This window comes from Klebsiella sp. HMSC16A12 (genome assembly GCF_001808265.1).
Classification (GTDB): domain Bacteria; phylum Pseudomonadota; class Gammaproteobacteria; order Enterobacterales; family Enterobacteriaceae; genus Klebsiella; species Klebsiella pneumoniae.
Map to the genome: position 1 here is coordinate 1 of NZ_KV792616.1, position 23,285 is coordinate 23,285.

Below are 23,285 nucleotides of genomic sequence, written 5' to 3' on the forward strand. Positions count from 1 at the left end.
ATGAACCATCCAACTTTATGGGGTCAGTCCAGTAGCGCCGCCGGGCATGGCTACAGCCAGGGAGCCGCCTGTATGCCGGGTGGCGGCTACGCCTTACCCGGCCTACAAATGGTACTGGACCCACCATTACACTGGATCCGTAGGCCCGCGCAAGCGTAGCGCCGCTGGGCATGACCCCAGCCAGGGAGCCGCCTGTTTGCCGAATGGCGGCTACGCCATACCCGGCCTACAAACTAAGCGCAGCGCAAGCCGGGGAGTTTCCCGGGTCGCGCAAACCGGGAATAGCGCTTAATCCGGTAACGAACCGGCGAGATTACGCGCGGAGACGCTCTCGCTCACCGGCGCGGGCGGCTCCGGCGCCTTAGCCGGGGCGGCTGCTGCCGCAGCTGCCGGGGCGGGAGAGGCCGGCTGGATCTCAAGGAACGAGGCCAGCATCTTACGCAGCGTTTCCGGTTTAGTATCTTCCGCCAGCAGCGCCGCCAGCATCGACGGCAAGCGGCTATCGACTTCCCCTAACGCTAGCCCCGCCAGCAGCGCGGTACGCGACATATCGCCGCGGTCGCCACGGTGATGGGCCTCAATTTTTGCGTCCGCGAAGCGCTCGCTGGCGCTGATATCCGGGCGCAGGTAAATCAGCACTTTTCTGCGATCCAGAGTCATAGACGCTCCTTAACCAATAATTTTCAGACCACGCACCAGGGCAAACTGCGGCTCTTCAGCCACCACGAAACGATCCTCGCGCAGACCCATCCGTTCACGAATGGCGTCGGCAACCAGCGGCGCGCCGCCGCCAATGACGATCGCGTGCGAATAGCCTTTAAAGCTATCGATGGCCGTCAGGACACGCGTGGTCAGACGTTCGATACTGTTATTGATCACCTTCTTCACCTCAGAAACCGCATCCGGATCGTTGATGTTGTCGGTCAGGTATTCTTCGTCGTGGCGGTTGATGATTATCTGGTCGACGTTATAGCTAGAGGTGTCGGTATTCGCCCGGGCCAGCGCCAGCTTAACGGCGTCGGTCACCAGCGATACGCCCAGCTTCGGGTCGCCGTAAATGCGCGAAACCGAGGTCATCTGCCCGGCGACCATTGAAATATCCAGCGTGGTGCCGCCAAGGTCGATAATCAGCACCGAATGCGACGGTTTCAGCTCATCACACAGGCTAATGCCCGCCGGAATCGATTCCGGGCGCACGGTAACTTTAGTGATATTGAACACCACGCCTTTATTCAGTTTAACTTCGCGCAGCAGGCTCTTTTTCTTGCGCTCAATATTGTCGAGGCGATATTGCGCATCTTCATCATAAAATTCGGTCAGCGGCAGGGTGACCACAATTTCAACATCCTGTGGCTCAAGACCGCTGGTCAGCAGCGCATGATGGACAGCGATGGAGTTCAACGGGCTATATTGCCAGTCAATGTTATTGGTTGGGAGCGCATCGGGAGTGATCAGGTCGAATGAGTACTTTTCATCATCCACCGTGTAGTTAAAAGGCTTCCCCGAACCGAAGGTGGCAGACCAGCCGCGTTTAAAACTGTTGGGGCTGATATGGGTGAAAGTTTCGCCATCTTGCTCCCACAGCATTTTGATATTGGTTGAACCATCATCGATAAAAATGCGCATTGCATTGCTCCATCACTGAGACAAATAAGAGAAAAATGTAAGACCCAAAAAGAGTAGCAAGAGTTAAAAAGCAGCGCAAGAGCACGAAAAAGAGACAATTCTGAGTTTTATTTGAGAACAATCGGAGAAACAAACAGTCCAGAACGCTCAAAAAGAGAAATAATTGAGATAAAATAGAGAACTACAGTTTTCTCTTTCTGTCTTTATAAGACACTGTTTTTTGCTCAAAAAGAGAGCATCCCTCCCCTCTTTCGTCAGCGGTTTTCGCACGCTTTTTACACCTGATTGGGTACCACAATCGGTCGTTCCGGCTCGACGTCATTTTCCGGTACCCGGCGATATTTATCCAGCAGGTGAATCTGAATCCGTCGCAGCATATCGCCATTCAGTTTGTAATAACGGAAATAGAGAAACAGCGTCAGAGCAAAAAAGAGCGTCGGCAGCGCAATCATAATCGCCTGCATCCCCAGCAGCGTGTGGGGCGACTGCACAACATTCGGCACGTAACCGATGATACCGAGCACGATAGCGATAAACCAGGCCGCAAACGCCGAACCGGCTTTGACTACCAGCGTTTGAACGGAATAGGCGATGCTTTCGCAGCGGATATTCATCGTATATTCGCCATAGTCGACGGTATCGGCCACCATAATAACCTGCAGCACCCAGAACAGCGCGGTGCCGATATTCAACAGCACCCCGGCCAGCGAAATCAGCGCGATGTTGTAAACGCCGCCCAGCGCCATCAGCAACAGCACGCCGCAGCCCAGCACCGGCATGATCGAAGCACCCGCCCACAGAATGCGCCGCGATAGCCCTTTTACCAGTCGTGGGAACAGGATCAGCGTCAGCAAATTCGCCGCCCCGGCGTAGGACATGTAATACGGGAACATCTCCGCGCTGCCAATCACGTAGGTAAAGTAGTAAATCGCAAAGCCAGCGATAATGTTCGCCGCCGTGTTATAGGCCAGCGCCATGCCTAACAGGCAGGCCAGCTGATCGTTTTTATAGATCAGCGCCACCATCTGGCGCAGTGAGAGGTGGCTGGAGTCTTCGCTCACACCACTGTCGGAGGAGTAAACCTCATGCACGTTGCGCAGGGTGACGAGGGTGGAAACGACGAAGAAGGCGATCAGCACCAGAGTGAACATCTGAAAACCGAAACCGCGATCGGCGCCGCCGACGGCGTTGACGAACGGCAGCGTGACGCCGGCCGTGACAAATCCCGCCAGACTGGCGAAAAAGCGCGGGTAAGGCACCAGCTGCTCGCGTTCGCGTTTATCGAGGGTAATGGTCGGCACCAACGACCAGAACGGCACATCCATTATGGTGTAAGTGAAGCCCCACAGCAGGTAGGTTAGCCACACCCACGCCAGCAGCGCCCCGCCACTGAAATGGTGGGCGCTGAACAGCATATACAGCACCACCGAGTTAGTTATCGTGCCGATCAGGATCCACGGTTTGAACTTTCCCCATCGCGACCGCGTACAGTTAACGATCCATCCCATAATCGGATCGGCTATCGCATCGAGGATCCTTGCCACCAGGAACAAGGTGCCAACCACCCCGACCGATAAGCCAACAATATCGGTGTAGTAATACATCAGGTACATGTAGACGATACCGATAGCGAAATCTTTACCAAAGGCACCAAATCCGTAGCTGAGCTTTGTTGTCATTGAAATACTCATAGGGTCCAGGTCGCTGTCGCCAGCGCCTCCTTCAGCGTTTGATAGAGCGTGACAGGCACCGCCGGGTTCGTTGCCCCCGGCGGCATAAGAGGATTAACGGTGCAGCCAGGCCGGCAGCCAGTCGCCGTGGCTGGCGATCAGATCGTCCACCAGCGCGTAGATCTCTTCGATCCCCAACACCGCGGCGGTGTGCGGATCCATCATCGTGGCGTAATAGACGTAATCGCGATTTTCGGTGAGGATCGCCTGCGTGAGCAGCGTCTGCACGTTGATATTGGTCTGCATGAGCGCCGCCAGATGCGCCGGCAGCGCGCCCACTTTGGTCGGCTGGATGCCGTTGGCGTCCACCAGGCAGGCCACTTCCACACAGCAGCCCTGAGGCAGGTTGTCGATGAGATTATCGTTGCGCACGTTGCCGTACACCACGCTTGGCTCGCCGGTCCAGATGGCGTTCATGATGGTGCTGGCATATTCGCGGGAGGGTTTCACCTCAATGCGCTCCCCGCGCTTATAGCTCTCCAGCTCCTGATGCCAGTTGGCCAGTTGCTCGACGCAGCGTTTAGGGTATTCATCCAGCGGCACTTTATAGCGAGCGAGAAGGTCATCGCGGCCCGGCTTGATAAACCATGGCGTGTATTCCGCGAAATGCTCCGAGGACTCGGTGACAAAGTAGCCCAGCTTTTTGAGCATTTCATAGCGGACGATGTTTTCGCAGCGCGGGTTGCCGTGCAGGTTCGGCTTCGGCGCCCGCCCGTCGGCGTAGGCCTGTAGCAGGTCGGGGTAGATACTGACGTAGCTGCCGTCCGCGAGCTTTTTCTCCAGCGACAGATAGAACGCCATATGGTTAATCCCCGCGCAGCGGTAGCGTAAATCCGCCGGATCGAGATCGAGGTCGCGCGCCAGCTCTTCCGCTGTGCCTTGCACCGAGTGGCACAGACCCACCTGCTTGATATGCGGGTAGCGGGCGTACATCGCCCAGGTGTTCATCGCCATCGGGTTGACGTAGTTAAGCATGGTGGCGTCCGGGCAGACCTCGGTCATGTCGTCGCAGATAGCCCACAGGTGCGGGATGGTGCGCAGCGCGCGCATAATGCCTCCCGGCCCCAGCGTATCGGCAATGGTCTGCTCCAGGCCGTGGCGCTTGCAGACTGCAAAATCGGTGACGGTACAGGGCTCATAGCCGCCAATCTGGAAGGCAACGACGACAAAATCGGCGCCCTGCAGGGCAGTTTTCCGGTCGCGGTGGCAACTGATTTCGCCGTTCGCGCCCACGGAATCCATCAGCTTGCGCACCACGATATGCGACTCTTCCAGCCGGGTTTCATCGATATCCATCAGCGCGATATGCGCCGATTTCAGCGCCGGGCGCTGGAAAACATCACCGAGAATATTTGTGACGAACACCGTCGAACCGGCGCCGATAAAAGTAATTTTTGGGGCAGACATCACGCACTCTCCATCAGGTCATTGAACACTTGCAGAGTGGCACGCCGCTCCCCGCTGCGCTGCCCTGTTCCCGCCGGAGCATTCCCGAAAGCTCAGATCGGCCATTAAGCGCCACAAAATCTGAGATTTCGGGAACAGATTGAGCAAAAAGGAGAGAAAATGGGCCGATTCTTCCGCTAAGCTGTCGTCAGTTCTGGCGAAAAATGCAGCCACTCTGACAATTCAGGAATACGCTAACGATGGAACACCGCTTCACCTCTCTGCCCCCCGATCCCTTTATGTGCAGCAGCGACGAAAAGCAGAGCCGCAGCCCGCTGGCGCTCTACTCCGAGTATCAGCGTATGGATATCGAACTGCGCCCGCCGCACGCCATGCCCACCAGCCACTGGCACGGCCAGGTGGAGGTCAACGTGCCGTTCGATGGCGACGTCGAGTATTTGATTAATAACGAAGTGGTGCGCATTGAGAAAGGCTATATCACTCTGTTCTGGGCCTGTACGCCGCATCAGCTGACCCGCCCCGGCGATTGCCAGCAGATGGCGATATTCAACCTGCCGATGCATCTGTTTCTCTCATGGCCGCTGGACCGGGAGCTTATCAACCACGTCACCCATGGGATGGTGATTAAATCCCTCGCCGCGCAGCAGTTGAGCGCCTTCGAAGTGCGCCGCTGGCAGCAGGAACTGAGCCACGAGAATGAACAGATACGCCAGCTGGCGATCGATGAAATCGCCCTGATGCTGAAGCGGCTGAGCCTCGCCGGCTGGCAGCCGATTCTGGTCAATAAAACCTCACGCACCCACAAGAACAGCGTCTCGCGCCACGCGCAGTTTTATGTCAGCCAGATGCTGGAGTTTATCGCTGCCCACTACGACCAGGCGCTGACCGTCAATGCCGTTGCCGAGCACGTGAAGCTCAACCCGAACTACGCGATGGGGGTCTTTCAGCGGGTGATGCAGCAGACCATGAAGCAGTACATTACCGCCATGCGTATCAATCATGTGCGGGCGCTGCTGAGCGATACCGACAAGACCATCCTGGATATTGCCCTTACCGCCGGTTTTCGCTCCAGCAGCCGCTTCTACAGCACCTTTACCCGCTACGTGGGCATGCCGCCGCAGCAGTACCGTAAACTCAGCCAGCAGCGGCGTCACGGCCTGGCCTTGCCGAAGGCATAAAAAATGCCGCCGGGGTTTCCCCAGGCGGCATGATTAACAGTGAAAACGGTTAGTCGTTGATACGCGGATGCTGCTGCACCAGACGCGACCGTTTTGCCTGCAGATCGGCGATCTCCTGATCGATATCTTCGATTTTTTGCTCGATGTTATCGTAGTGCTCGCCAAGGATTTCTTTCGCTTCCTGGATATCCGACGCCGCCGGGGTCGCCCCTTTCAGCGGACGGTTAGCCGTCTCTTTCATCGACAGGCCCGTCGCCATACCCACCACCGCGATAACCATCAGGTAGTACGCCGGCATCATCAGGTTTTGGGTGGTCTCCACCAGCCACGCCGCCAGGGTTGGCGTCAGACCGGCAATCAGCACCGAGATGTTAAAGGCGCTGGCCAGGGCGCTGAAGCGGATGTGCGTCGGGAACATCGCCGGCAGCGAGGAGGCCATCACCCCGATAAAGCAGTTCAGCACCACCGCCAGCAGCAGCAGGCCGGCGAAGATCAGGCCAGTCACGTTGCTGTTGATCATAATGAAGGCCGGGATCGACAGGGCAAACAGCGCCACGCTACCAATCAGGATAAACGGGCGACGGCCGAAACGGTCGCTGAGCATACCGATAACCGGCTGTACAAACAGCATCCCGACCATGATAGCGATGATGATCAGCACCCCATGATCTTCCGAGTAGTGCAGGTTATGCGACAGATAGCTCGGCATGTAGGTCAGCAGCATGTAGTAAGTCACGTTGGTGGAAATCACCAGACCGATACAGGTCAGCAGGCTACGCCAGTGCTTGGTGGCAATCTCTTTAAAAGAGACCTTCGGCCCGTCCTGCAGTCCTTCACGGTCGCCCTGCTCCATGGTGTCAACATGCTGCTGGAACGCTGGCGTCTCTTCCAGCGCATGGCGCAGGTAGAGACCAATGATACCTAACGGTAGCGCCAGGAAGAACGGGATACGCCAACCCCAGTCGAGAAAGTTCTGTTCACCCACCACGCTGGAGATGAGAACCACCACGCCGGCCCCCATCACAAACCCGGCGATGGAGCCAAAGTCCAGCCAGCTGCCCATAAAGCCGCGCTTGCGGTCAGGAGAGTATTCCGCGACGAAGATCGACGCCCCGGTATATTCACCGCCAACCGAGAAGCCTTGCGCCATTTTACACAGCAGCAGCAGGATCGGTGCCCAGATACCTATCGTGGCATACGACGGAATAAGGCCGATACAGAAAGTACTTATCGACATGATCACGATAGTTATCGCGAGAATTTTTTGCCGACCATATTTATCGCCCAGCATCCCGAAGAACAGGCCTCCTAACGGACGAATTAAAAATGGTACGGAGAAGGTACCCAGCGCGGCAATCATCTGCACGCTTGGGTTGGCATCGGGGAAGAAGACTTTACCTAAGGCGTAGGCCACAAAGCCGTAGACGCCGAAATCGAACCACTCCATCGCGTTGCCCAGGGAGGCCGCGGTGATCGCCTTTTTCAGTTTACCATCATCGATGATGGTCACATCCTTAAGGGTGATGGGCTTTATTTTTTTCCTTTTAAGCATATTTTTCCTCTGCTACTCCGCCTTGAGTGCACGCCTCTTCGCCGAATGGCAAGGCCATTCGCATCGTGCGTCAGGAGCGGTGAATTGCTGTGCTCCTCATTTCAAGCGTAGCAGGTTTGCCTGCACTGTCTGCTGACAGAATGTACAACCGAACCTGTTGACGCCTGCTCTGGCTACTGGTGAATAAATGGAGCGGCTCATCGTGATGCTTGATGAAATTGACCTGCTCCCCTTTTTTACCCTAACAGTGTTTATATCTGCGATCAACTTCACAGAAATTTACCGCCTCATTACAGAGTGTCGGAAAATAAATAAGTTCATTTCCTGCCGATCGCGCGGAAATTATTTCGTCGATTTTGCTCCACTTCGGGCGGTTAATTTCAGCGTTTATTCGCTTCTTTCCGGAATAACACCACGGCTATTTTTTAGCAAAAAAACACCCGACAAAAGTGGGTGATTGCGCTATAATCATACCCACTTTCGGCTCTCAGCCGCTGTTTAAAGGACCAACGTCCTGTTTTTCGACGACATCATGAGGAGCGTCATGCAACTGCCACACTGCCCAAAATGCGATTCGACTTACACTTATGAAGATAGCGGCATGTACATCTGCCCGGAATGTGCCCATGAGTGGAACCCTGCCGAGGCGACGGAAGAGAGCGACATTCTGATCGTTAAAGATGCCAATGGCAATTTACTGGCCGATGGCGACAGCGTTACCGTCGTGAAAGATTTGAAGGTTAAAGGCAGCTCTTCGATGCTGAAAATCGGCACCAAAGTGAAAAATATCCGTCTGGTCGAAGGCGATCACAATATTGACTGCAAAATTGACGGTTTTGGTCCGATGAAGCTCAAATCGGAATTTGTGAAAAAGAACTGATTTAATTTCGGGTAGGCGGCACGATTATTTTTTCACATAACCGTCGCCGCTCCCGATATCCTGGTGGCCGTTTGTCCACCGGCGCATCCTGTTATTTCCCTCGCCGGCAACCGCTATTTACACTGTCGCCTGCCGTCATATTTCAGCGCCCCTTTTCGCCCTGCCGTCTGGCTCAATCGCCTGCCGGGCGACTACGCTTTACGGGTTACGGTCACTGAGGTATTCACCATGTCCTTAAGTCCCTACCTTGCCTTTGCGGGCAACTGCGCCGAGGCGATCGCCTTCTACCAGCAGACGCTGGGCGCGGAGCTGATGTTTAAAATGACCTTTGGCGAAATGCCGCCCGCGGCGCAGGAAGCGTCAGACGGCTGCCCGTCTGGCCAGAAGATGGCGGATGATGCTATCGCCCACGCCAGCCTGCGCATCAATAATGGCGAGCTGATGCTGAGCGACAGCGCCTTCGGGCCCGATGTGCATTACGCCGGCTTCACCCTCGTCCTCGATCCCAGCGATGTCGCTGAAGGCCAGCGCTGGTTCGACGCGCTGGCTGTCGGCGGGCGCATTGAGATGGCCTGGCAGGAAACCTTCTGGGCCCACGGCTTCGGCAAAGTCGTCGACCGCTTTGGCGTCCCCTGGATGATCAACGTGGTCAAACAAGGCTGACGCCCCCAGGGCGGCCCGGCCGCCCTGTCATCCGCCTGGCATCAACTCTTCATCCTTTAGTCATCGTCACTTAACCGAAATGCAACATAAACCGGTCAGGATCGGCCCACAACGCGAGGAAGCTCCTCGCCTATGCTGTGTGAGGCTTGATGACTATGCACCTGTCCAGACATCCGACCAGTTACCCCACGCGCTATCAGGAAATCGCCGCCCGACTTGAGCAGGAGCTGCGCCATCACTATCGCTGCGGCGACTATCTGCCCGCCGAGCAGCAGCTGGCGACGCGCTTCGACGTTAACCGCCACACCCTGCGCCGGGCTATCGACCAGCTGGTTGAGCGCGGCTGGGTTCAGCGCCGTCAGGGCGTGGGTGTGCTGGTGCTGATGCGCCCCATCGACTACCCGCTTAACGCCCAGGCGCGCTTCAGCCAAAACCTGCTGGAACAAGGCAGCGATCCCACCAGCGAAAAGCTGCTGTCGGTGCTGCGCCCCGCCAGCGCCCATGTCGCCGAAGCCTTTGGCATCAATGAGGGCGAGAACGTGATCCACCTGCGTACCCTGCGCCGGGTCAATGGCGTCGCCCTGTGCCTGATCGACCACTACTTCGCCGACCTGCGCTTCTGGCCGGTGCTACAGACCTTCAGCCACGGCTCGCTGCACGATCTGCTACGCGATCGGCTCGACGTCGAACTGACCCGCGTACGCACCAAAATTAGCGCCCGCCGCGCGCAGGCAAAAGAGAGCAAGCTGCTGGAAATCCCCAATATGGCGCCGCTGCTCTGCGTCCGCACGCTCAATAGCCGCGAGGGCGAGTCGCTCACGGCGGAGTACTCCGTCAGCCTGACCCGCGCCGACATGATTGAATTTACCATGGAGCACTGAATGCACTTCGATACCGCCACCCGCCAGCGCTGGATGTCCGTGCTGGCCCACAGTGAACCGCAGGACCTTCTGGCGCGCATGCAGTCCCTGCAGCTGGCGCCGGAATATGAATTGATTCGCACCCCGGAAACCGGGCTGGTACAGCTCCAGGCCCGCATGGGCGGTATCGGCGACCGCTTCTTTGCCGGCGACGCCACCCTTACCCGCGCAGCGGTACGCCTGGCTGACGGTACCCTCGGTTACAGCTGGATCTTAGGCCGCGACCGCCCGCACGCTGAACGCTGCGCGGCGATCGACGCCCTGCTGCAGTCGCCCCGCCATTTTCACACCTTAATGGAAACCCTGATAACCCCGCTGGAAGCGCTACGCAGCGCGCGCATTGAAGCCCGACGCGCCGAAGTCAACGCCAGCCGGGTCGACTTCTTTACCCTGGTTCGCGGAGATAACGTATGACCTTACAACCCGCTTTTACCCTGGCTGTGCAGGATGCCCAACACAGTTTTCGTCGCCTGCTGAAAGCGATGAGCGAGCCGGGGGTGATTGTCTCCCTGCAGCAGCTTCAGCACGGCTGGCAGCCATTGAACGTGGCCTCCACCAGCCTGCTGTTGACCCTTGCCGATCATGAAACACCGGTCTGGCTCGCCAGCGCCCTGCGTAACGATCTGGTGGGACAGAATCTGCGCTTTCATACCGGCGCGCCGCTGGTGGACCAGCCGCAGCAGGCGGTCTTTGCCGTCGCCAATGACGGCATCAGCGCCGAGCAGCTCAACGTCCTTTCCGCTGGCACCGTCACCGCGCCGGAAACCGGCGTCACACTGATCGTTCAGCTTGCCAGCCTCAGCGGCGGACGCATGCTGCGCCTGACCGGGGCAGGCATTGCCGAAGAGCGAATGATCGCGCCGCAGCTGCCGGACTGCATCATCGACGAATTAACCGAACGCCCGCACCCGTTCCCGCTGGGCATCGACCTGATCCTCACCTGCGGCGAGCGCCTGCTGGCGATCCCGCGCACCACCCACGTGGAGGTGTGCTAAATGTACGTTGCCGTCAAGGGCGGCGAGAAGGCGATCCGCGCCGCTCACGCCTTACAGGAACAGAAACGACGGGGCGATGGACGGCTTCCCGAACTGAGCGTCGAACAGATAGGCGACCAGCTCAGCCTGGCGGTGGACCGGGTGATGACCGAGGGCGGGATCGCCGACCGCGAACTGGCGGCGCTGGCGCTGAAGCAGGCCAGCGGCGATAACATCGAAGCGATCTTCCTGCTGCGCGCCTACCGCACCACCCTGCCGCGGCTGGCGGTCAGCGAACCGATTAATACCGCGGAGATGCGCCTCGAACGCCGCATCTCCGCAGTGTATAAAGATATCCCCGGCGGCCAGCTGCTGGGCCCCACTTACGACTACACCCACCGCCTGCTCGATTTTACCCTGCTGGCCAATGGCGAAGCGCCGTCTGTGCAGCAAGCCGATGGCGAAGCAGAGCCGACGCCGCACGTCTTTAGCCTGCTCACGCAGCAGGGGCTGGCGAAGACCGAGGAAGATCGCGGCACGCCGCCCGACGATATCACCCGCACCCCGCCGGTCTACCCCTGCTCGCGTTCCTCGCGCCTGCAGCAGCTGATGCGCGGCGATGAAGGCTACCTGCTGGCGCTGGCCTATTCGACCCAGCGCGGCTATGGCCGCAACCATCCGTTTGCCGGCGAGATCCGCAGCGGCTACGTGCAGGTGGAAATCGTCCCGGAAGAGCTGGGCTTTAGCGTCAATATTGGCGAGCTGCTGCTGACCGAGTGCGAGATGGTTAATGGCTTCGTCGCCCCGCAGGAGGAGCCGCCGCACTTCACCCGCGGCTACGGCCTGACCTTCGGCATGAGCGAGCGCAAAGCGATGGCCATGGCGCTGGTCGACCGTGCGCTGCAGGCGCCGGACTATGACGAAGAGATTGCCGGCCCGGCGCAGGATGAAGAGTTTGTGCTGGCCCACGCCGATAACGTCGAAGCGGCCGGCTTCGTCTCGCATCTGAAGCTACCGCACTATGTCGATTTCCAGGCCGAACTGGCGCTGCTGAAACGCCTGCAACGGGAGAACGAACGTGGCTAACCCACTGACTGGCTATAACTTTGCTTACCTCGACGAGCAAACCAAGCGCATGATCCGCCGGGCTATTCTCAAAGCGGTAGCGATTCCCGGCTACCAGGTGCCGTTCGGCGGGCGCGAAATGCCAATGCCCTACGGCTGGGGCACCGGCGGCATCCAGCTGACCGCCAGCGTCATCGGTGAGAACGACGTGCTGAAGGTGATTGACCAGGGCGCGGATGACACCACCAACGCGGTGTCGATTCGTCAGTTCTTTAAGCGCGTCACCGGCGTCGCCACCCCCGAGCGTACCGAAGACCCCACCCTGATCCAGACCCGCCATCGGATCCCGGAGACGCCGCTGGTGGAGGATCAGATCCTGATCTACCAGGTGCCGATCCCGGAGCCATTGCGCTTTATCGAGCCGCGTGAAACCGAAACCCGCACCATGCACGCCCTGGAAGAGTACGGCGTCATGCAGGTGAAACTGTATGAAGATATCGCCCGCTTCGGCCATATCGCCACCACCTACGCCTATCCGGTGAAGGTCAATGGCCGCTACGTGATGGACCCTTCGCCGATCCCGAAATTCGATAACCCGAAAATGCACATGATGCCGGCGCTGCAGCTGTTCGGCGCCGGGCGCGAAAAGCGGATCTACGCCGTGCCGCCCTATACCCCGGTGGAGAGTCTCGATTTCGACGACCATCCCTTTACCGTGCAGGAGTGGGATGAGCCCTGCGCCATCTGCGGCTCGCGCCACAGCTACCTCGACGAAGTGGTGCTGGATGACAGCGGCCAGCGGATGTTTGTCTGCTCCGATACCGACTATTGCCGCCAGCAGAGCGAGGGGCAGAAAAAATGAACCAGCCATTACTTGCTGTGAATAACCTGACCCATCTCTACGCCCCGGATAAAGGTTTTCGCGATGTCTCCTTCGAGCTGTGGCCGGGAGAAGTGCTCGGCATCGTCGGCGAGTCCGGCTCCGGTAAAACCACCCTGCTGAAGGCAATCTCCGCCCGCCTGACGCCGCAGCAGGGCGAGGTGCTGTACCAGCAGCGCTCGCTGTACGCCATGAGCGAAGCCGAACGCCGACGCCTGTTGCGCACCGAATGGGGCGTAGTGCATCAGCACCCGATGGACGGTCTGCGTCGCCAGGTCTCTGCCGGGGGCAACATCGGCGAACGGCTAATGGCCACCGGCGCCCGCCACTACGGCAACATTCGCGCCACCGCCGAAAAGTGGCTGCAGGAGGTGGAGATCCCGCCCTCGCGCATCGACGACCTGCCCACCACCTTCTCCGGCGGCATGCAGCAGCGTCTGCAGATCGCCCGCAACCTGGTCACCCAGCCGAAGCTGGTGTTTATGGATGAACCCACCGGCGGGCTGGATGTGTCCGTGCAGGCGCGGCTGCTAGACCTGCTGCGCGGCCTGGCGGTGGAGCTGAATCTGGCGGTGGTGATTGTTACCCACGATCTCGGCGTCGCTCGCCTGCTGGCGAACCGTCTGCTGGTGATGAAGCAGGGCCAGGTGGTGGAGAGTGGCTTAACCGACCGGGTGCTCGACGATCCGCACCATCCTTACACCCAGCTGCTGGTGTCGTCGGTGTTGCAGAATTAATGCTGTTTTGCCGGGTGGCGGCTGCGCCTTACCCGGCCCACAGGTGCGTTATTCGTAGGCCGGGTAAGCGACGCGCCACCCGGCAACTCAACCTCGTGAGAGCTAACATGATCCGCGTTGAAAACGTCCATAAAACCTTTGTTCTGCACCAGCAGCACGGCGTGCGTCTGCCGGTGCTGGCCGACGCCTCGCTGACCGTTAACGCCGGGGAGTGCGTGGTGCTCCACGGTCACTCCGGCAGCGGCAAATCGACCCTGCTGCGTTCGCTGTACGCCAATTATCTGCCGGACAGCGGCCATATCCATATCCGCCACGGCGACGAATGGGTGGACCTGGTCACCGCCACCCCACGCAAGGTGCTGGAAGTGCGCAAAATCACCATCGGCTGGGTCAGCCAGTTTCTACGGGTGATCCCGCGCATTTCGGCGCTGGAGGTGGTGATGCAGCCGCTGCTCGATCTTGGGACGCCGCGCGAAGCGAGCGCCGCGAAAGCCGCCCAGATCCTGACCCGCCTCAACATTCCGGAACGCCTGTGGCACCTTGCGCCGTCCACCTTTTCCGGCGGCGAGCAGCAGCGGGTCAACATCGCCCGCGGTTTTGCGGTCGACTATCCGATCCTGCTCCTTGATGAACCCACCGCCTCACTGGATGACAAAAACAGTGCTGCCGTGGTCAACCTGATCCACGATGCCAAAGCGCGCGGCGCGGCCATCGTGGGGATTTTCCATGACGAAGGGGTACGCCGTCAGGTCGCCGACCGACTGCACTCTATGGGAATGACAGCATGATTATCAATAACGTAAAACTGGTTCTCGACGACGAGGTGGTCCACGGTTCGCTGGAAGTCCATGACGGTCGCATCCTCGCCTTCGCCGAAAGCCAGAGCCGGCTGCCGCAGGCGCTGGATGGGGAAGGCGGCTGGCTGCTGCCGGGCCTTATCGAGCTGCATACCGATAACCTCGACAAGTTCTTTACCCCGCGGCCGAAGGTAGACTGGCCGGCCCACTCGGCGATGAGCAGCCATGACGCCATGATGGTCGCCAGCGGCATCACCACCGTGCTGGACGCCGTGGCGATTGGCGACGTGCGCGATGGCGGCGATCGTCTTGAGAATCTGGAGAAGATGGTCAATGCCGTGGAGGAGACGCAAAAGCGCGGTCTCAACCGCGCCGAACACCGCCTGCACCTGCGCTGCGAGCTGCCGCATCACACCACGCTGCCGCTGTTTGAAAAGCTGATCGATCGCGAGTCGGTGAGCATGGTCTCTCTGATGGACCACTCGCCGGGCCAGCGTCAGTACGCCGATCGCAGCAAGTACCGCGATTATTATCAGGGTAAATATCATCTGACGCATGACGAAATGGACCGTTTTGAAGCCGAGCAGATGGCTCTGGCCGCCACCTGGTCGCAGCCCAATCGCCAGACCATCGCCGCCATGTGCCGCGCCCGCCGTATCGCCCTCGCCAGCCACGACGACGCCACCGAGGCGCATGTGGCCGAATCCCACCAGCTAGGGAGCGTGATCGCCGAGTTTCCCACCACGCTGGCCGCGGCGCAGGCTTCACGTCAGCACGGGATGCACGTCCTGATGGGGGCGCCGAATATCGTGCGCGGCGGTTCCCACTCCGGCAACGTCGCCGCCCACCAGCTGGCGAGCCACGGTTTGCTGGACATCCTCTCATCTGACTATTACCCCGCCAGCCTGCTGGATGCCGCTTTCCGTATCGCCGACGCCGAGGACAATGCCTTCACCCTGCCACAGGCGATCCGTCTGGTCAGTCAGCATCCGGCGCAGGCGCTGGGCCTTGACGATCGCGGCGTCATCGCCGAGGGGAAACGCGCCGACCTGGTGCTGGCGCACCGTCGCGGCGAACATATCCAGATCGACCATGTCTGGCGCCAGGGAAAGAGGGTCTTTTAATGCCAGGAAAACTGATTTGGCTGGTGGGCCCCTCCGGCTCCGGTAAAGATAGCCTGCTGGCGGCGCTGCGCCAGCGCGAGCACCCGCAGCTGCTGGTGGCCCATCGTTACATAACCCGCCCGTTTAACGCGGGCAGCGAGAATCATATCGCCCTCAGCGAACATGAGTTTTTTACCCGCGCCGAGCAGCATCTTTTTGCTCTCAGCTGGCACGCCAACAATACTTACTATGGCATTGGCGTGGAGATCGACCTCTGGCTGCACGCCGGCTTTGACGTGGTGGCCAACGGCTCCCGCGCCCATCTGGCGCTGGCCCGGGAACGCTACGGCGAGGTGCTGGTGCCGATCTGTCTCACCGTCTCGCCGCCGGTGCTGCGCCAGCGGCTGGAGCAGCGCGGTCGGGAAAACGCGCTGGAAATCGCCCAGCGTCTGGAACGCGCCGCGCGCTATAAGCCGGACAACTGCCTGACATTGAATAACGACGGCAGTCTCCGACAATCGGTCGATGAATTTTTCCGCCTGCTGCGCAGCCACGCGGCGCGCGAAGCGGATCAACTGGTATAAACAAAAGGTGACACGATGAGCCTGACCCTCCGCTTAACCGGCACCGGCGGCGCTCAGCTGGTGCCGGTCTTCGGCTGCGACTGCGCGGCCTGCCGCCGCGCTCGCCGCGAGGAAAATCACCGCCGCCGCCCCTGTAGCGGAGTGGTCACGTTCAACAGCGCCGTGACGCTGCTCGATGCCGGACGACCGGATCTGATGGAACATCATCCCGCCGGCAGCTTTCAACAGGTGCTGCTGACCCACTACCATCTGGATCATGTGCAGGGGCTGTTTCCGCTGCGCTGGGGAGTCGGCGCGTCGATTCCGGTCTATGGCCCGCCGGATGACGCCGGCTGCGACGATCTGCTCAAACACCCCGGTCTGCTTGACTTTAGCCATACCGTCACGCCGTTTGTGATGTTTAACCTGCAGGGGCTGCGGGTGACGCCCCTACCCCTTAATCACTCGAAGCTGACCTTTGGTTATCTGCTGGAGTCGGCCCACAGCCGGCTGGCCTGGCTCTCGGATACCGCCGGGCTGCCGGACAAGTCGCTGAAGTTTTTGCTCAATAACCGCCCGCAGGCGATGATCATCGACTGCAGTCATGAGCCGCGCGCGCAGACCCCGCGTAACCATAACGATCTAAACACCGTCCGCAGCCTTAACCAGGTCATTGGCTGTCCGCGGGTGATCCTCACCCATATCAGCCACCAGTTTGACGTCTGGATGATGGATAACCCGCTGCCGACAGGTTTCGAAGCGGGCTATGACGGGATGGAAATAGCGCTGGATTAAGCGCTGGCCTGCGGGGGCAATCAGTAGCTATCATCCAGCCGACGCTGGTCGCTTTCTAACTGACGACGATCGCGGTCGAGCTGACGCTGGCGTTCATCCAGCTGGCGGCGGCGCTCGTCCAGCTGGCGTTGCCGCTCGTCATACTGGCGCTGACTGTCACGGCTCTGCTGACGGCTCCCCTGATAGCGCCCGTCATCATACCGGCCATCGTCATCGTATCTGTCGTCGTCATCGGAGCGACTGCTGCCCGGGTTATAGGCGTCGTTAATGGCTTGCTGAATATTGCCGATCGCGTCATCGATAATATCGGCGCGAGCGGCCAGGCTGGTCAGCGACAGAGTGCAAAAGAGCAGTGCGGTTGCGTAACGTTTCATCGGGGCCAATCTCATCAGAGTCCTGCCGCTACCTTAATCATCCGCATGAAACCCGGGTAGCGGAGGAATCTCAAATCCTCGCGTACGCCGCGCTCAGCGCCTGCGCCAGCTGGGCGCGGGTAAACGGCTTACGCAGCCACTCAACCTCCGGCAGGGCCGGGTTCTGCGCTGGACGCAAATCCTGGCCGCTGATCAGTAGCACCGGCAGCGCCGGAAAGCGGCGTCGGGCGGTATGGATCACATCGGCGCCGCTCAGGGCGCCGGGCAGCATCAGATCGCTAATCAGCAGGGCAATATCCGGCGAGGCCTCCAGCAGCTGCAGCGCCTCTTCACCGCTGGCGGTTTCCAGCGTCAGCCAGCCCAGCTGATGCAGCTGTTCACATAGCGTCTGGCGGACATCCTCTTCATCTTCCAGCACCAGCGCCAGCCGCTCGCCCGCCGGGGGCGGCTCGTCCACCGCTGGCGCCACCTCCTTCTCAACCTCGGTCAACGCTCGCGGCAGCTGCAGCCGCACCGTCGTCCCCTGCCCCGGCGCGCTCTCCAGCGCCACCCGGCCGCCAGACTGGCGCACAAAGCCATACACCATCGACAGCCCCAGGCCGCTGCCGCTGCCGGTGGCTTTGGTGGTGAAGAAAGGTTCAAACACCCGGGCTTTCACCGCCTGCGACATCCCGCTGCCATGATCGATCACCTCCAGGGCCACCATATCCTGCCGCTGGCCGCTGCTGCGGGTGACCCGCTGATTCCAGGTACGTATTTTGATGACCCCGTCGCGCCCCGCCATGGCGTCGCGGGCGTTCATCACCAGATTGATCAGGGCGTTTTCCAGCTGGCCAACGTCTATCCATGCCGGCCACGCCGGCGACTGCGCCTCAATCTCCAGGCTTAAGGTCGCCGGCAGGGAGTGACGCATCAGCTCGCTGAGGTTCTCCAGTAGCGGCGCCATCGCCACCGCCTGGGGATGCAGCGCCTGCTTGCGTGAAAAGGCCAGCAGCCGCTGGGTCAGAAGCGCCCCACGCTCCGCCGCCTTCAGCGCCCTGGAGAGGCGCGGCGCATCGCGCGCATCCGGCTCCACCAGCTCAAGGCTGCCGATAATCACCGCCAGCAGGTTGTTAAAGTCATGCGCCAGACCTCCGGTCAGCTGGCCGACGGCCTTCATCTTCTGACTATGCAGCAGCGCCTCCTCCAGCTCCTGGCGCTTAATCCGATCGATCTCCATCTGGTTGGTCTTCTCTTTCAGCAGCCGGGTGGTGTGCTCCAGCGACGCCATATTGCGGGCGAAAACGTTAAAGGCCCGCGCCAGCTCCCCCAGCTCGTCGCGCCGCTGCAGGGCCGGCACCGAGACGTTCGGCTCTCCCTGAGCCAGCCGCGACATCGCCCGCGAGATGGCGGTCAGGTTCGAGCCGAGATTACGGTAGATGTACCACCCGGCGCAGCCGGTGATCGCCAGCGCCAGCAGCGCGGAAAGCAGAATAAACATACTGATGGAGCGCAGCTCCCGATGGCTCTGCGCCGCCCGCTGCTCTGAGGCTTCCGCCACCCGGGTCACGTACTGATTGATATCTTCGTTAAGCAACGCGACCAGCGCTTTGATGTGATACATGTACCAGCTGATCGTCAGGTCGCTCTCCTCCAGCTGGGCCGACAGCGGGGCCAGCGTCGCCAGCTCGCGGGTCACATCAGGGAGGACAAACGCCAGCGCGGGATCGGCGCTGCGTGTCGGCAGGGCGCCGCGCAGCTGGTCGAGTTGCAGGACGATCGACCGCGGCGTGACGGTATGGATCGCAGCCACGATCAGCCGGTCCATCTCGGCCAGCCGGCGCGGATCGATCGCCTTATCCCCGCCGCGATCGTTAAGATCGGCGAGATGGCGCAGGTTACTCTGATTCTGGTAAAGCGAACTCAGCAGCGCATTGCGCTGCAGATGGCGGCGCTGGCCGCGCTCCAGCATCTCCGCCACGCTCTGCTGCAGCGCGTTGCTGCGGCGAATAATATTGGCCACCCGCGCCTGCTCCTGCTGCGCCAGCGGGGCCGCCGCCAGCTGGGCCAGCGAGTGCTTCAGCGCCTGCTGCGTCGCCAGCAGCCGTTCCGCTTCGCTTTTGTACTCCAGCGCCCCCACCACCTGCGACAGGCGCACCGCCGCCGTGGCGACATTCGCCGTGTCCCGCGCCAGATCCATACTGCCGCGCATGTCGTTGAGAGTCTGGCGCTGCACCTGCTCCTGCAGCTGGCTGGCGTGGTGAAAGCCGAACACCGCCACGCCGCTGACCAACAGGGTGACCACGCCCATCAGCAGATTAAAGGAGAGCAGGCGGCCACGGGCGCTGGTGAAAAACGGGTGTCGGCGAGCGGTCATAACAACTCCGGTGAAGGATCGGTCGGCAGATAAGCGTGACGGTGCAGAAAATGACGCCGCGTAACTGTGATCGCGGTTAACTATTTATCACTATGACAAATATGAATGGATTCTGACATTCTGCATTTATTTTCCGGTGGTGGACTGCAGCTATTGTTCTTACAGACAGGAGCGCCGCGATGACCGCCACCCCGGTACTGGAAATGCGCCATATCGCCAAAGCTTTTGGCAAATTCTACGCGCTGAAGGGCGTCGACCTGACGGTCTGGCCCGGCGAGATCCATGCCCTGATGGGGGAGAACGGCGCCGGAAAAAGCACGCTGATGAAGATCCTCGCCGGCGCCTATACCGCCACCAGCGGCGAGATCCTGATCGACGGAAAACCGCAAACGATCCGCGGCCCCAAGGACGCGCTGGCCGCCGGGATCACGTTGATCTACCAGGAGATGCAGCTGGCGCCGAACCTGACCGTCGCGGAAAACATTTTCCTCGGCAGCGAGCTGGCGCGCGGTGGTCTGGTGCAGCGCAAAGCCATGCTCAGCCAGGCGCAGGCGGTGATCGACCGTCTCGGCGCCCAGTTCAAAGCCAGCGACCGGGTGATGACCCTGACCATCGCCGAACAGCAGCAGGTGGAGATCGCCCGCGCGCTCCACCGTCAAAGCCGCATTCTGGTGATGGATGAACCCACCGCCGCCCTCTCCTCGCGGGAAACCCAGCGCCTGTTCGAGCTCATCCTGCGCCTGCGCGATGAGGGGATGGCGATCATCTATATCAGCCACCGCATGGCGGAAGTATATGAGCTCTCCGACCGGGTCAGCGTCCTGCGCGATGGGCAGTATGTCGGCAGCCTGGTGCGCGACAAGCTCAACGCGCCGGAGCTGGTACGCATGATGGTCGGCCGCCCGCTCAGCGATCTGTTCAATAAAGAACGTGACATTCCCCGCGGCCAGCCGCGCCTGCGGGTCGAGGATCTGACCGATGGCGGCAAGATTAAGCCCAGCAGCCTCGTGGTGCATGCCGGCGAAATCGTCGGCCTCGCCGGGCTGGTCGGCGCCGGGCGTTCCGAACTGGCGCAGCTGATCTTCGGGGTGCGCAAAGCCACCGCCGGGGTGATTGAGATTGACGGCGAGCCGGTGGTGATCCACTCGCCGCGGGAAGCCATCGACCTCGGGATCGGCTTTCTGACCGAAAACCGCAAAGAACAGGGGTTGTTTCTCGAACTGGCAGCCCAGGAAAACATCACCATGGCGACGCTGGAGCGCGACGCGACCTGGGGGATGCTCAACCGCCGGAAGGCGCAAACCATCTCCGATGACGCCATCCAGTTGCTTAACATCCGCGTGCCGCACGCCCAGGTGCGCGCCGGCGGACTGTCCGGCGGCAACCAGCAGAAGCTGTTAATTTCGCGCTGGGTGGCGATTGGCCCGCGCATTCTAATCCTCGATGAACCCACCCGCGGCGTCGACGTCGGCGCGAAAAGCGAAATTTACCGCATCATGAACGACATGGCGCGCCAGGGCGTCGCCATTCTGATGATCTCCAGCGAGCTGCCCGAAGTGGTGGGCATGAGCGACCGGGTCTATGTGATGCGCGAGGGCGTTATCGCCGGCGAGCTACAGGCCGGTGATATTAGCCAGGAAAGTATCATGACGCTGGCCACCGGCGTGACCGATTCTCACCTTAAGGCAGGGCAACTATGAGCATACCGAAAGAGACCTCCGCGCCGGTCGCGAAATCCGCTTCGGCGAAAAAAATGTTGATGGGCGACCTGATGCAGACCGTCGGCATTCTGCCGATCCTCATCCTGATCGTCGCCGTTTTCGGCTTTATCGCCCCCAACTTTTTCACGGAAAGCAATCTGCTGAATATCACCCGCCAGGCCTCGATCAACATTGTGCTGGCTGCGGGAATGACCTTCATCATCCTCACCGGCGGCATTGACCTTTCCGTCGGCTCCATCCTTGGCACCACCGCAGTGGCCGCGATGGTGGTGTCGCTGATCCCGGCGTTTGCGTTGCTGTCGATTCCGGCGGCGCTGATGCTCGGCCTGCTGCTCGGCCTGTTCAACGGCGCGCTGGTCGCCTTCGCCGGGCTACCGCCGTTTATCGTCACCCTCGGCACCTACACGGCGCTGCGCGGCGCCGCCTATCTGCTGGCCGACGGCACCACGGTGATCAACTCCGATATCAGCTTCGAGTGGATCGGCAATGACTACCTCGGCCCGGTGCCGTGGCTGGTAGTCATCGCCCTGGCGGTGATCGCGGTGTGCTGGTTTATCCTGCGCCGCACCACCCTTGGGGTGCATATCTACGCGGTGGGCGGCAACATGCAGGCGGCGCGGCTGACCGGCATCAAAGTCTGGCTGGTGCTGCTGTTTGTCTATGGCATGAGCGGCCTGCTCTCCGGCCTTGGCGGGGTGATGAGCGCTTCGCGGCTGTACAGCGCCAACGGCAACCTCGGCGTCGGCTACGAGCTGGACGCCATCGCCGCGGTCATTCTCGGCGGCACCAGCTTCGTCGGCGGTATCGGCACCATCACCGGTACACTGGTGGGGGCGCTAATTATCGCCACCCTCAATAACGGCATGACCCTGATGGGGGTCTCCTACTTCTGGCAACTGGTGATCAAAGGGGCGGTGATCATCATTGCGGTGCTGATCGACAAATACCGTACCCGGCATCATCAAAGTGCATAACAACAACATCTTACCTGCGAGGAAAAGCGAATGCGTTTAAAACCGATAGTCACCGCGCTGTGTGCTGGCGCGCTGCTGGCCGCCTCCCCTTTTGCGTCGGCCAAAGAGCTGAAAGCGATTGGCGTGACGGTGGGCGACCTTGCCAACCCGTTCTTTGTGCAGATCACCAAAGGGGCGGAGCTGGAGGCCCGCAAGCTGGCGGGGGATAACGTCAAAGTGACGCTGGTCTCCAGCGGCTACGATCTGGGCCAGCAGGTGGTGCAGATCGATAACTTTATCGCCGCCAAAGTCGATATGATCATCCTCAACGCCGCAGATTCGAAAGGCATTGGCCCGGCGGTGAAGCGGGCCAAAGAGGCCGGGATCGTGGTGGTGGCGGTTGACGTCGCCGCCGAAGGGGCCGACGCCACCATCACCTCCGATAACACCCAGGCGGGCGAGCTGGCCTGTAAATACATTAGCGACCGCCTGAACAACAAAGGCAACGTGGTGATCATCAACGGGCCGCCGGTCTCCGCCGTACAAAACCGCGTCGAAGGCTGCGAAACGGAGTTCAAAAAACACCCGGACATTAAAATCCTCTCCGCCAACCAGAACGCCAAAGGCAGCCGGGAAGGCGGCCTGGAGGTGATGACCTCCCTGCTGGCGGCCAATCCGAAGATTGACGGCGTGTTCGCGATCAACGATCCGACGGCGATTGGTGCCGATCTGGCAGCGAAACAGGCGCAGCGCAGCGAGTTCTTCATCGTCGGCGTCGACGGCAGCCCGGACGGCGAAGAGGCGCTGAAGCGTAAGAACTCGCTGTTCGTCGCCACCCCAGCGCAGGACCCACAGGTGATGGCGGCGAAGGCGGTGGAGATTGGCTACGACATCCTGCAGGGCAAACCTGCGCCGACCGCGCCGGTACTGATCCCGGTGATGATGATCGACAAAAATAACGTCAGCTCTTACAAAGGCTGGACCGTGAAATAAGCGCAACCAGGCGCACAA

At 60.4% G+C, this 23,285-nt stretch carries 25 protein-coding genes; 17 read left to right on the plus strand and 8 right to left on the minus strand.

Going from position 1 to position 23,285, the window contains the following annotated elements; all coding sequences use genetic code 11:
* Positions 1 to 288 precede the first annotated feature (288 nt).
* From HMPREF3140_RS14630 to HMPREF3140_RS14650, 5 genes are all read right to left on the minus strand, one after another.
* Positions 289 to 660, minus strand: coding sequence for a plasmid partitioning/stability family protein (locus HMPREF3140_RS14630; RefSeq protein ID WP_016528813.1), 372 nt, complete (start codon positions 658 to 660; stop codon positions 289 to 291).
* A gap of 9 nt (positions 661 to 669) precedes the next feature.
* Entirely contained in the window at positions 670 to 1,626 is a 957-nt protein-coding gene (gene parM / locus HMPREF3140_RS14635; protein ID WP_004177778.1) for a plasmid segregation protein ParM domain-containing protein, read from the minus strand.
* 147 nt (positions 1,627 to 1,773) lie between these two features.
* Entirely contained in the window at positions 1,774 to 1,896 is a 123-nt protein-coding gene (locus HMPREF3140_RS28835) for a hypothetical protein (RefSeq protein ID WP_032412788.1), read from the minus strand.
* A 5-nt stretch (positions 1,897 to 1,901) separates the two neighbouring features.
* A complete protein-coding gene (gene melB / locus HMPREF3140_RS14645) occupies positions 1,902 to 3,317 on the minus strand; it encodes a melibiose:sodium transporter MelB (protein WP_004218080.1) in 1,416 nt (471 codons plus the stop codon).
* Positions 3,318 to 3,410: 93 nt separating this feature from the next.
* The gene (locus HMPREF3140_RS14650; RefSeq protein ID WP_070553022.1) at positions 3,411 to 4,763 is read right to left on the minus strand and encodes an alpha-glucosidase/alpha-galactosidase; all 1,353 of its coding nucleotides are present in this window, start codon (positions 4,761 to 4,763) and stop codon (positions 3,411 to 3,413) included.
* Positions 4,764 to 5,002: 239 nt separating this feature from the next.
* On the opposite strand from HMPREF3140_RS14650, the gene melR reads away from it, so the two are divergent.
* Complete coding sequence (gene melR, locus HMPREF3140_RS14655) at positions 5,003 to 5,941, plus strand: transcriptional regulator MelR (protein WP_004177781.1); 939 nt, start codon at positions 5,003 to 5,005, stop codon at positions 5,939 to 5,941.
* A 49-nt stretch (positions 5,942 to 5,990) separates the two neighbouring features.
* Here melR and proP read toward each other — a convergent pair whose 3' ends face one another.
* Positions 5,991 to 7,493: a glycine betaine/L-proline transporter ProP gene (proP, locus tag HMPREF3140_RS14660; protein WP_004177782.1), complete on the minus strand. Its 1,503-nt coding sequence runs from the start codon at positions 7,491 to 7,493 to the stop codon at positions 5,991 to 5,993.
* A gap of 187 nt (positions 7,494 to 7,680) precedes the next feature.
* Between proP and HMPREF3140_RS29560 the strand changes: the two genes are divergently transcribed.
* From HMPREF3140_RS29560 to phnP, 13 genes are all read left to right on the plus strand, one after another.
* Entirely contained in the window at positions 7,681 to 7,950 is a 270-nt protein-coding gene (locus HMPREF3140_RS29560) for a hypothetical protein (RefSeq protein WP_016831374.1), read from the plus strand.
* An 87-nt stretch (positions 7,951 to 8,037) separates the two neighbouring features.
* Positions 8,038 to 8,373: a zinc ribbon domain-containing protein YjdM gene (locus HMPREF3140_RS14670; protein ID WP_004177783.1), complete on the plus strand. Its 336-nt coding sequence runs from the start codon at positions 8,038 to 8,040 to the stop codon at positions 8,371 to 8,373.
* Positions 8,374 to 8,601: 228 nt separating this feature from the next.
* Positions 8,602 to 9,036, plus strand: coding sequence for a VOC family metalloprotein YjdN (gene yjdN / locus HMPREF3140_RS14675; protein WP_004177784.1), 435 nt, complete (start codon positions 8,602 to 8,604; stop codon positions 9,034 to 9,036).
* A 155-nt stretch (positions 9,037 to 9,191) separates the two neighbouring features.
* Positions 9,192 to 9,917 carry a phosphonate metabolism transcriptional regulator PhnF gene (phnF, locus tag HMPREF3140_RS14680; RefSeq protein ID WP_004177785.1) on the plus strand — a complete coding sequence of 242 codons (726 nt, stop codon included), beginning with the start codon at positions 9,192 to 9,194 and terminating at the stop codon, positions 9,915 to 9,917.
* A complete protein-coding gene (gene phnG, locus HMPREF3140_RS14685; RefSeq protein WP_002885214.1) occupies positions 9,918 to 10,370 on the plus strand; it encodes a phosphonate C-P lyase system protein PhnG in 453 nt (150 codons plus the stop codon).
* Complete coding sequence (phnH, locus tag HMPREF3140_RS14690) at positions 10,367 to 10,951, plus strand: phosphonate C-P lyase system protein PhnH (protein ID WP_002885207.1); 585 nt, start codon at positions 10,367 to 10,369, stop codon at positions 10,949 to 10,951. Before phnG ends, phnH begins: the two co-directional genes overlap by 4 nt.
* Positions 10,952 to 12,016: a carbon-phosphorus lyase complex subunit gene (locus tag HMPREF3140_RS14695; RefSeq protein ID WP_015959273.1), complete on the plus strand. Its 1,065-nt coding sequence runs from the start codon at positions 10,952 to 10,954 to the stop codon at positions 12,014 to 12,016.
* On the plus strand, positions 12,009 to 12,857 hold the full coding sequence (locus HMPREF3140_RS14700; protein ID WP_070553023.1) for an alpha-D-ribose 1-methylphosphonate 5-phosphate C-P-lyase PhnJ: 849 nt from the start codon (positions 12,009 to 12,011) through the stop codon (positions 12,855 to 12,857). The genes HMPREF3140_RS14695 and HMPREF3140_RS14700 overlap by 8 nt, the downstream gene beginning before the upstream one ends.
* Positions 12,854 to 13,612 (plus strand): phosphonate C-P lyase system protein PhnK, encoded by a 759-nt coding sequence (phnK, locus tag HMPREF3140_RS14705; protein ID WP_004178305.1) that lies wholly within the window; start codon positions 12,854 to 12,856, stop codon positions 13,610 to 13,612. The genes HMPREF3140_RS14700 and phnK overlap by 4 nt, the downstream gene beginning before the upstream one ends.
* A 107-nt stretch (positions 13,613 to 13,719) precedes the next feature.
* The gene (phnL, locus tag HMPREF3140_RS14710) at positions 13,720 to 14,400 is read left to right on the plus strand and encodes a phosphonate C-P lyase system protein PhnL (protein WP_070553024.1); all 681 of its coding nucleotides are present in this window, start codon (positions 13,720 to 13,722) and stop codon (positions 14,398 to 14,400) included.
* Positions 14,397 to 15,533: an alpha-D-ribose 1-methylphosphonate 5-triphosphate diphosphatase gene (gene phnM, locus HMPREF3140_RS14715; protein ID WP_004151726.1), complete on the plus strand. Its 1,137-nt coding sequence runs from the start codon at positions 14,397 to 14,399 to the stop codon at positions 15,531 to 15,533. The genes phnL and phnM overlap by 4 nt, the downstream gene beginning before the upstream one ends.
* The gene (phnN, locus tag HMPREF3140_RS14720; RefSeq protein ID WP_016946631.1) at positions 15,533 to 16,096 is read left to right on the plus strand and encodes a ribose 1,5-bisphosphokinase; all 564 of its coding nucleotides are present in this window, start codon (positions 15,533 to 15,535) and stop codon (positions 16,094 to 16,096) included. The genes phnM and phnN overlap by 1 nt, the downstream gene beginning before the upstream one ends.
* Before the next feature lie 15 nt (positions 16,097 to 16,111).
* Positions 16,112 to 16,870 carry a phosphonate metabolism protein PhnP gene (gene phnP, locus HMPREF3140_RS14725; protein WP_004186555.1) on the plus strand — a complete coding sequence of 253 codons (759 nt, stop codon included), beginning with the start codon at positions 16,112 to 16,114 and terminating at the stop codon, positions 16,868 to 16,870.
* A gap of 20 nt (positions 16,871 to 16,890) precedes the next feature.
* Here phnP and yjdP read toward each other — a convergent pair whose 3' ends face one another.
* Complete coding sequence (yjdP, locus tag HMPREF3140_RS14730; RefSeq protein WP_004151729.1) at positions 16,891 to 17,244, minus strand: DDRRRQL repeat protein YjdP; 354 nt, start codon at positions 17,242 to 17,244, stop codon at positions 16,891 to 16,893.
* Between the two features lie 70 nt (positions 17,245 to 17,314).
* The gene (locus tag HMPREF3140_RS14735) at positions 17,315 to 19,600 is read right to left on the minus strand and encodes an ATP-binding protein (protein WP_004151730.1); all 2,286 of its coding nucleotides are present in this window, start codon (positions 19,598 to 19,600) and stop codon (positions 17,315 to 17,317) included.
* Between the two features lie 179 nt (positions 19,601 to 19,779).
* Between HMPREF3140_RS14735 and HMPREF3140_RS14740 the strand changes: the two genes are divergently transcribed.
* From HMPREF3140_RS14740 to HMPREF3140_RS14750, 3 genes are read left to right on the plus strand one after another with little or no spacing between them, the layout of a single operon-like run.
* Positions 19,780 to 21,300, plus strand: coding sequence for a sugar ABC transporter ATP-binding protein (locus HMPREF3140_RS14740; protein WP_002885173.1), 1,521 nt, complete (start codon positions 19,780 to 19,782; stop codon positions 21,298 to 21,300).
* Positions 21,297 to 22,295 (plus strand): ABC transporter permease subunit, encoded by a 999-nt coding sequence (locus HMPREF3140_RS14745; protein ID WP_002885172.1) that lies wholly within the window; start codon positions 21,297 to 21,299, stop codon positions 22,293 to 22,295. Before HMPREF3140_RS14740 ends, HMPREF3140_RS14745 begins: the two co-directional genes overlap by 4 nt.
* A gap of 30 nt (positions 22,296 to 22,325) precedes the next feature.
* Positions 22,326 to 23,267, plus strand: coding sequence for an ABC transporter substrate-binding protein (locus HMPREF3140_RS14750; RefSeq protein ID WP_032412780.1), 942 nt, complete (start codon positions 22,326 to 22,328; stop codon positions 23,265 to 23,267).
* Positions 23,268 to 23,285: the final 18 nt, after the last annotated feature.

Coding starts and splice junctions, on each gene's coding strand:
- HMPREF3140_RS14750 (WP_032412780.1), top strand. CDS start 22,326: ATGCGTTTAAAACCGATAGTCACCGCGCTGTGTGCTGGCGCGCTGCTG.
- parM (WP_004177778.1), bottom strand. CDS start 1,626: ATGCGCATTTTTATCGATGATGGTTCAACCAATATCAAAATGCTGTGG.
- phnL (WP_070553024.1), top strand. CDS start 13,720: ATGATCCGCGTTGAAAACGTCCATAAAACCTTTGTTCTGCACCAGCAG.
- yjdP (WP_004151729.1), bottom strand. CDS start 17,244: ATGAAACGTTACGCAACCGCACTGCTCTTTTGCACTCTGTCGCTGACC.
- phnP (WP_004186555.1), top strand. CDS start 16,112: ATGAGCCTGACCCTCCGCTTAACCGGCACCGGCGGCGCTCAGCTGGTG.
- HMPREF3140_RS29560 (WP_016831374.1), top strand. CDS start 7,681: ATGGAGCGGCTCATCGTGATGCTTGATGAAATTGACCTGCTCCCCTTT.
- HMPREF3140_RS14745 (WP_002885172.1), top strand. CDS start 21,297: ATGAGCATACCGAAAGAGACCTCCGCGCCGGTCGCGAAATCCGCTTCG.
- HMPREF3140_RS14735 (WP_004151730.1), bottom strand. CDS start 19,600: ATGACCGCTCGCCGACACCCGTTTTTCACCAGCGCCCGTGGCCGCCTG.
- phnK (WP_004178305.1), top strand. CDS start 12,854: ATGAACCAGCCATTACTTGCTGTGAATAACCTGACCCATCTCTACGCC.
- phnH (WP_002885207.1), top strand. CDS start 10,367: ATGACCTTACAACCCGCTTTTACCCTGGCTGTGCAGGATGCCCAACAC.
- phnF (WP_004177785.1), top strand. CDS start 9,192: ATGCACCTGTCCAGACATCCGACCAGTTACCCCACGCGCTATCAGGAA.
- proP (WP_004177782.1), bottom strand. CDS start 7,493: ATGCTTAAAAGGAAAAAAATAAAGCCCATCACCCTTAAGGATGTGACC.
- melB (WP_004218080.1), bottom strand. CDS start 3,317: ATGAGTATTTCAATGACAACAAAGCTCAGCTACGGATTTGGTGCCTTT.
- phnG (WP_002885214.1), top strand. CDS start 9,918: ATGCACTTCGATACCGCCACCCGCCAGCGCTGGATGTCCGTGCTGGCC.
- HMPREF3140_RS14670 (WP_004177783.1), top strand. CDS start 8,038: ATGCAACTGCCACACTGCCCAAAATGCGATTCGACTTACACTTATGAA.
- HMPREF3140_RS14650 (WP_070553022.1), bottom strand. CDS start 4,763: ATGTCTGCCCCAAAAATTACTTTTATCGGCGCCGGTTCGACGGTGTTC.
- HMPREF3140_RS14695 (WP_015959273.1), top strand. CDS start 10,952: ATGTACGTTGCCGTCAAGGGCGGCGAGAAGGCGATCCGCGCCGCTCAC.
- melR (WP_004177781.1), top strand. CDS start 5,003: ATGGAACACCGCTTCACCTCTCTGCCCCCCGATCCCTTTATGTGCAGC.
- phnN (WP_016946631.1), top strand. CDS start 15,533: ATGCCAGGAAAACTGATTTGGCTGGTGGGCCCCTCCGGCTCCGGTAAA.
- HMPREF3140_RS14740 (WP_002885173.1), top strand. CDS start 19,780: ATGACCGCCACCCCGGTACTGGAAATGCGCCATATCGCCAAAGCTTTT.
- phnM (WP_004151726.1), top strand. CDS start 14,397: ATGATTATCAATAACGTAAAACTGGTTCTCGACGACGAGGTGGTCCAC.
- yjdN (WP_004177784.1), top strand. CDS start 8,602: ATGTCCTTAAGTCCCTACCTTGCCTTTGCGGGCAACTGCGCCGAGGCG.
- HMPREF3140_RS14630 (WP_016528813.1), bottom strand. CDS start 660: ATGACTCTGGATCGCAGAAAAGTGCTGATTTACCTGCGCCCGGATATC.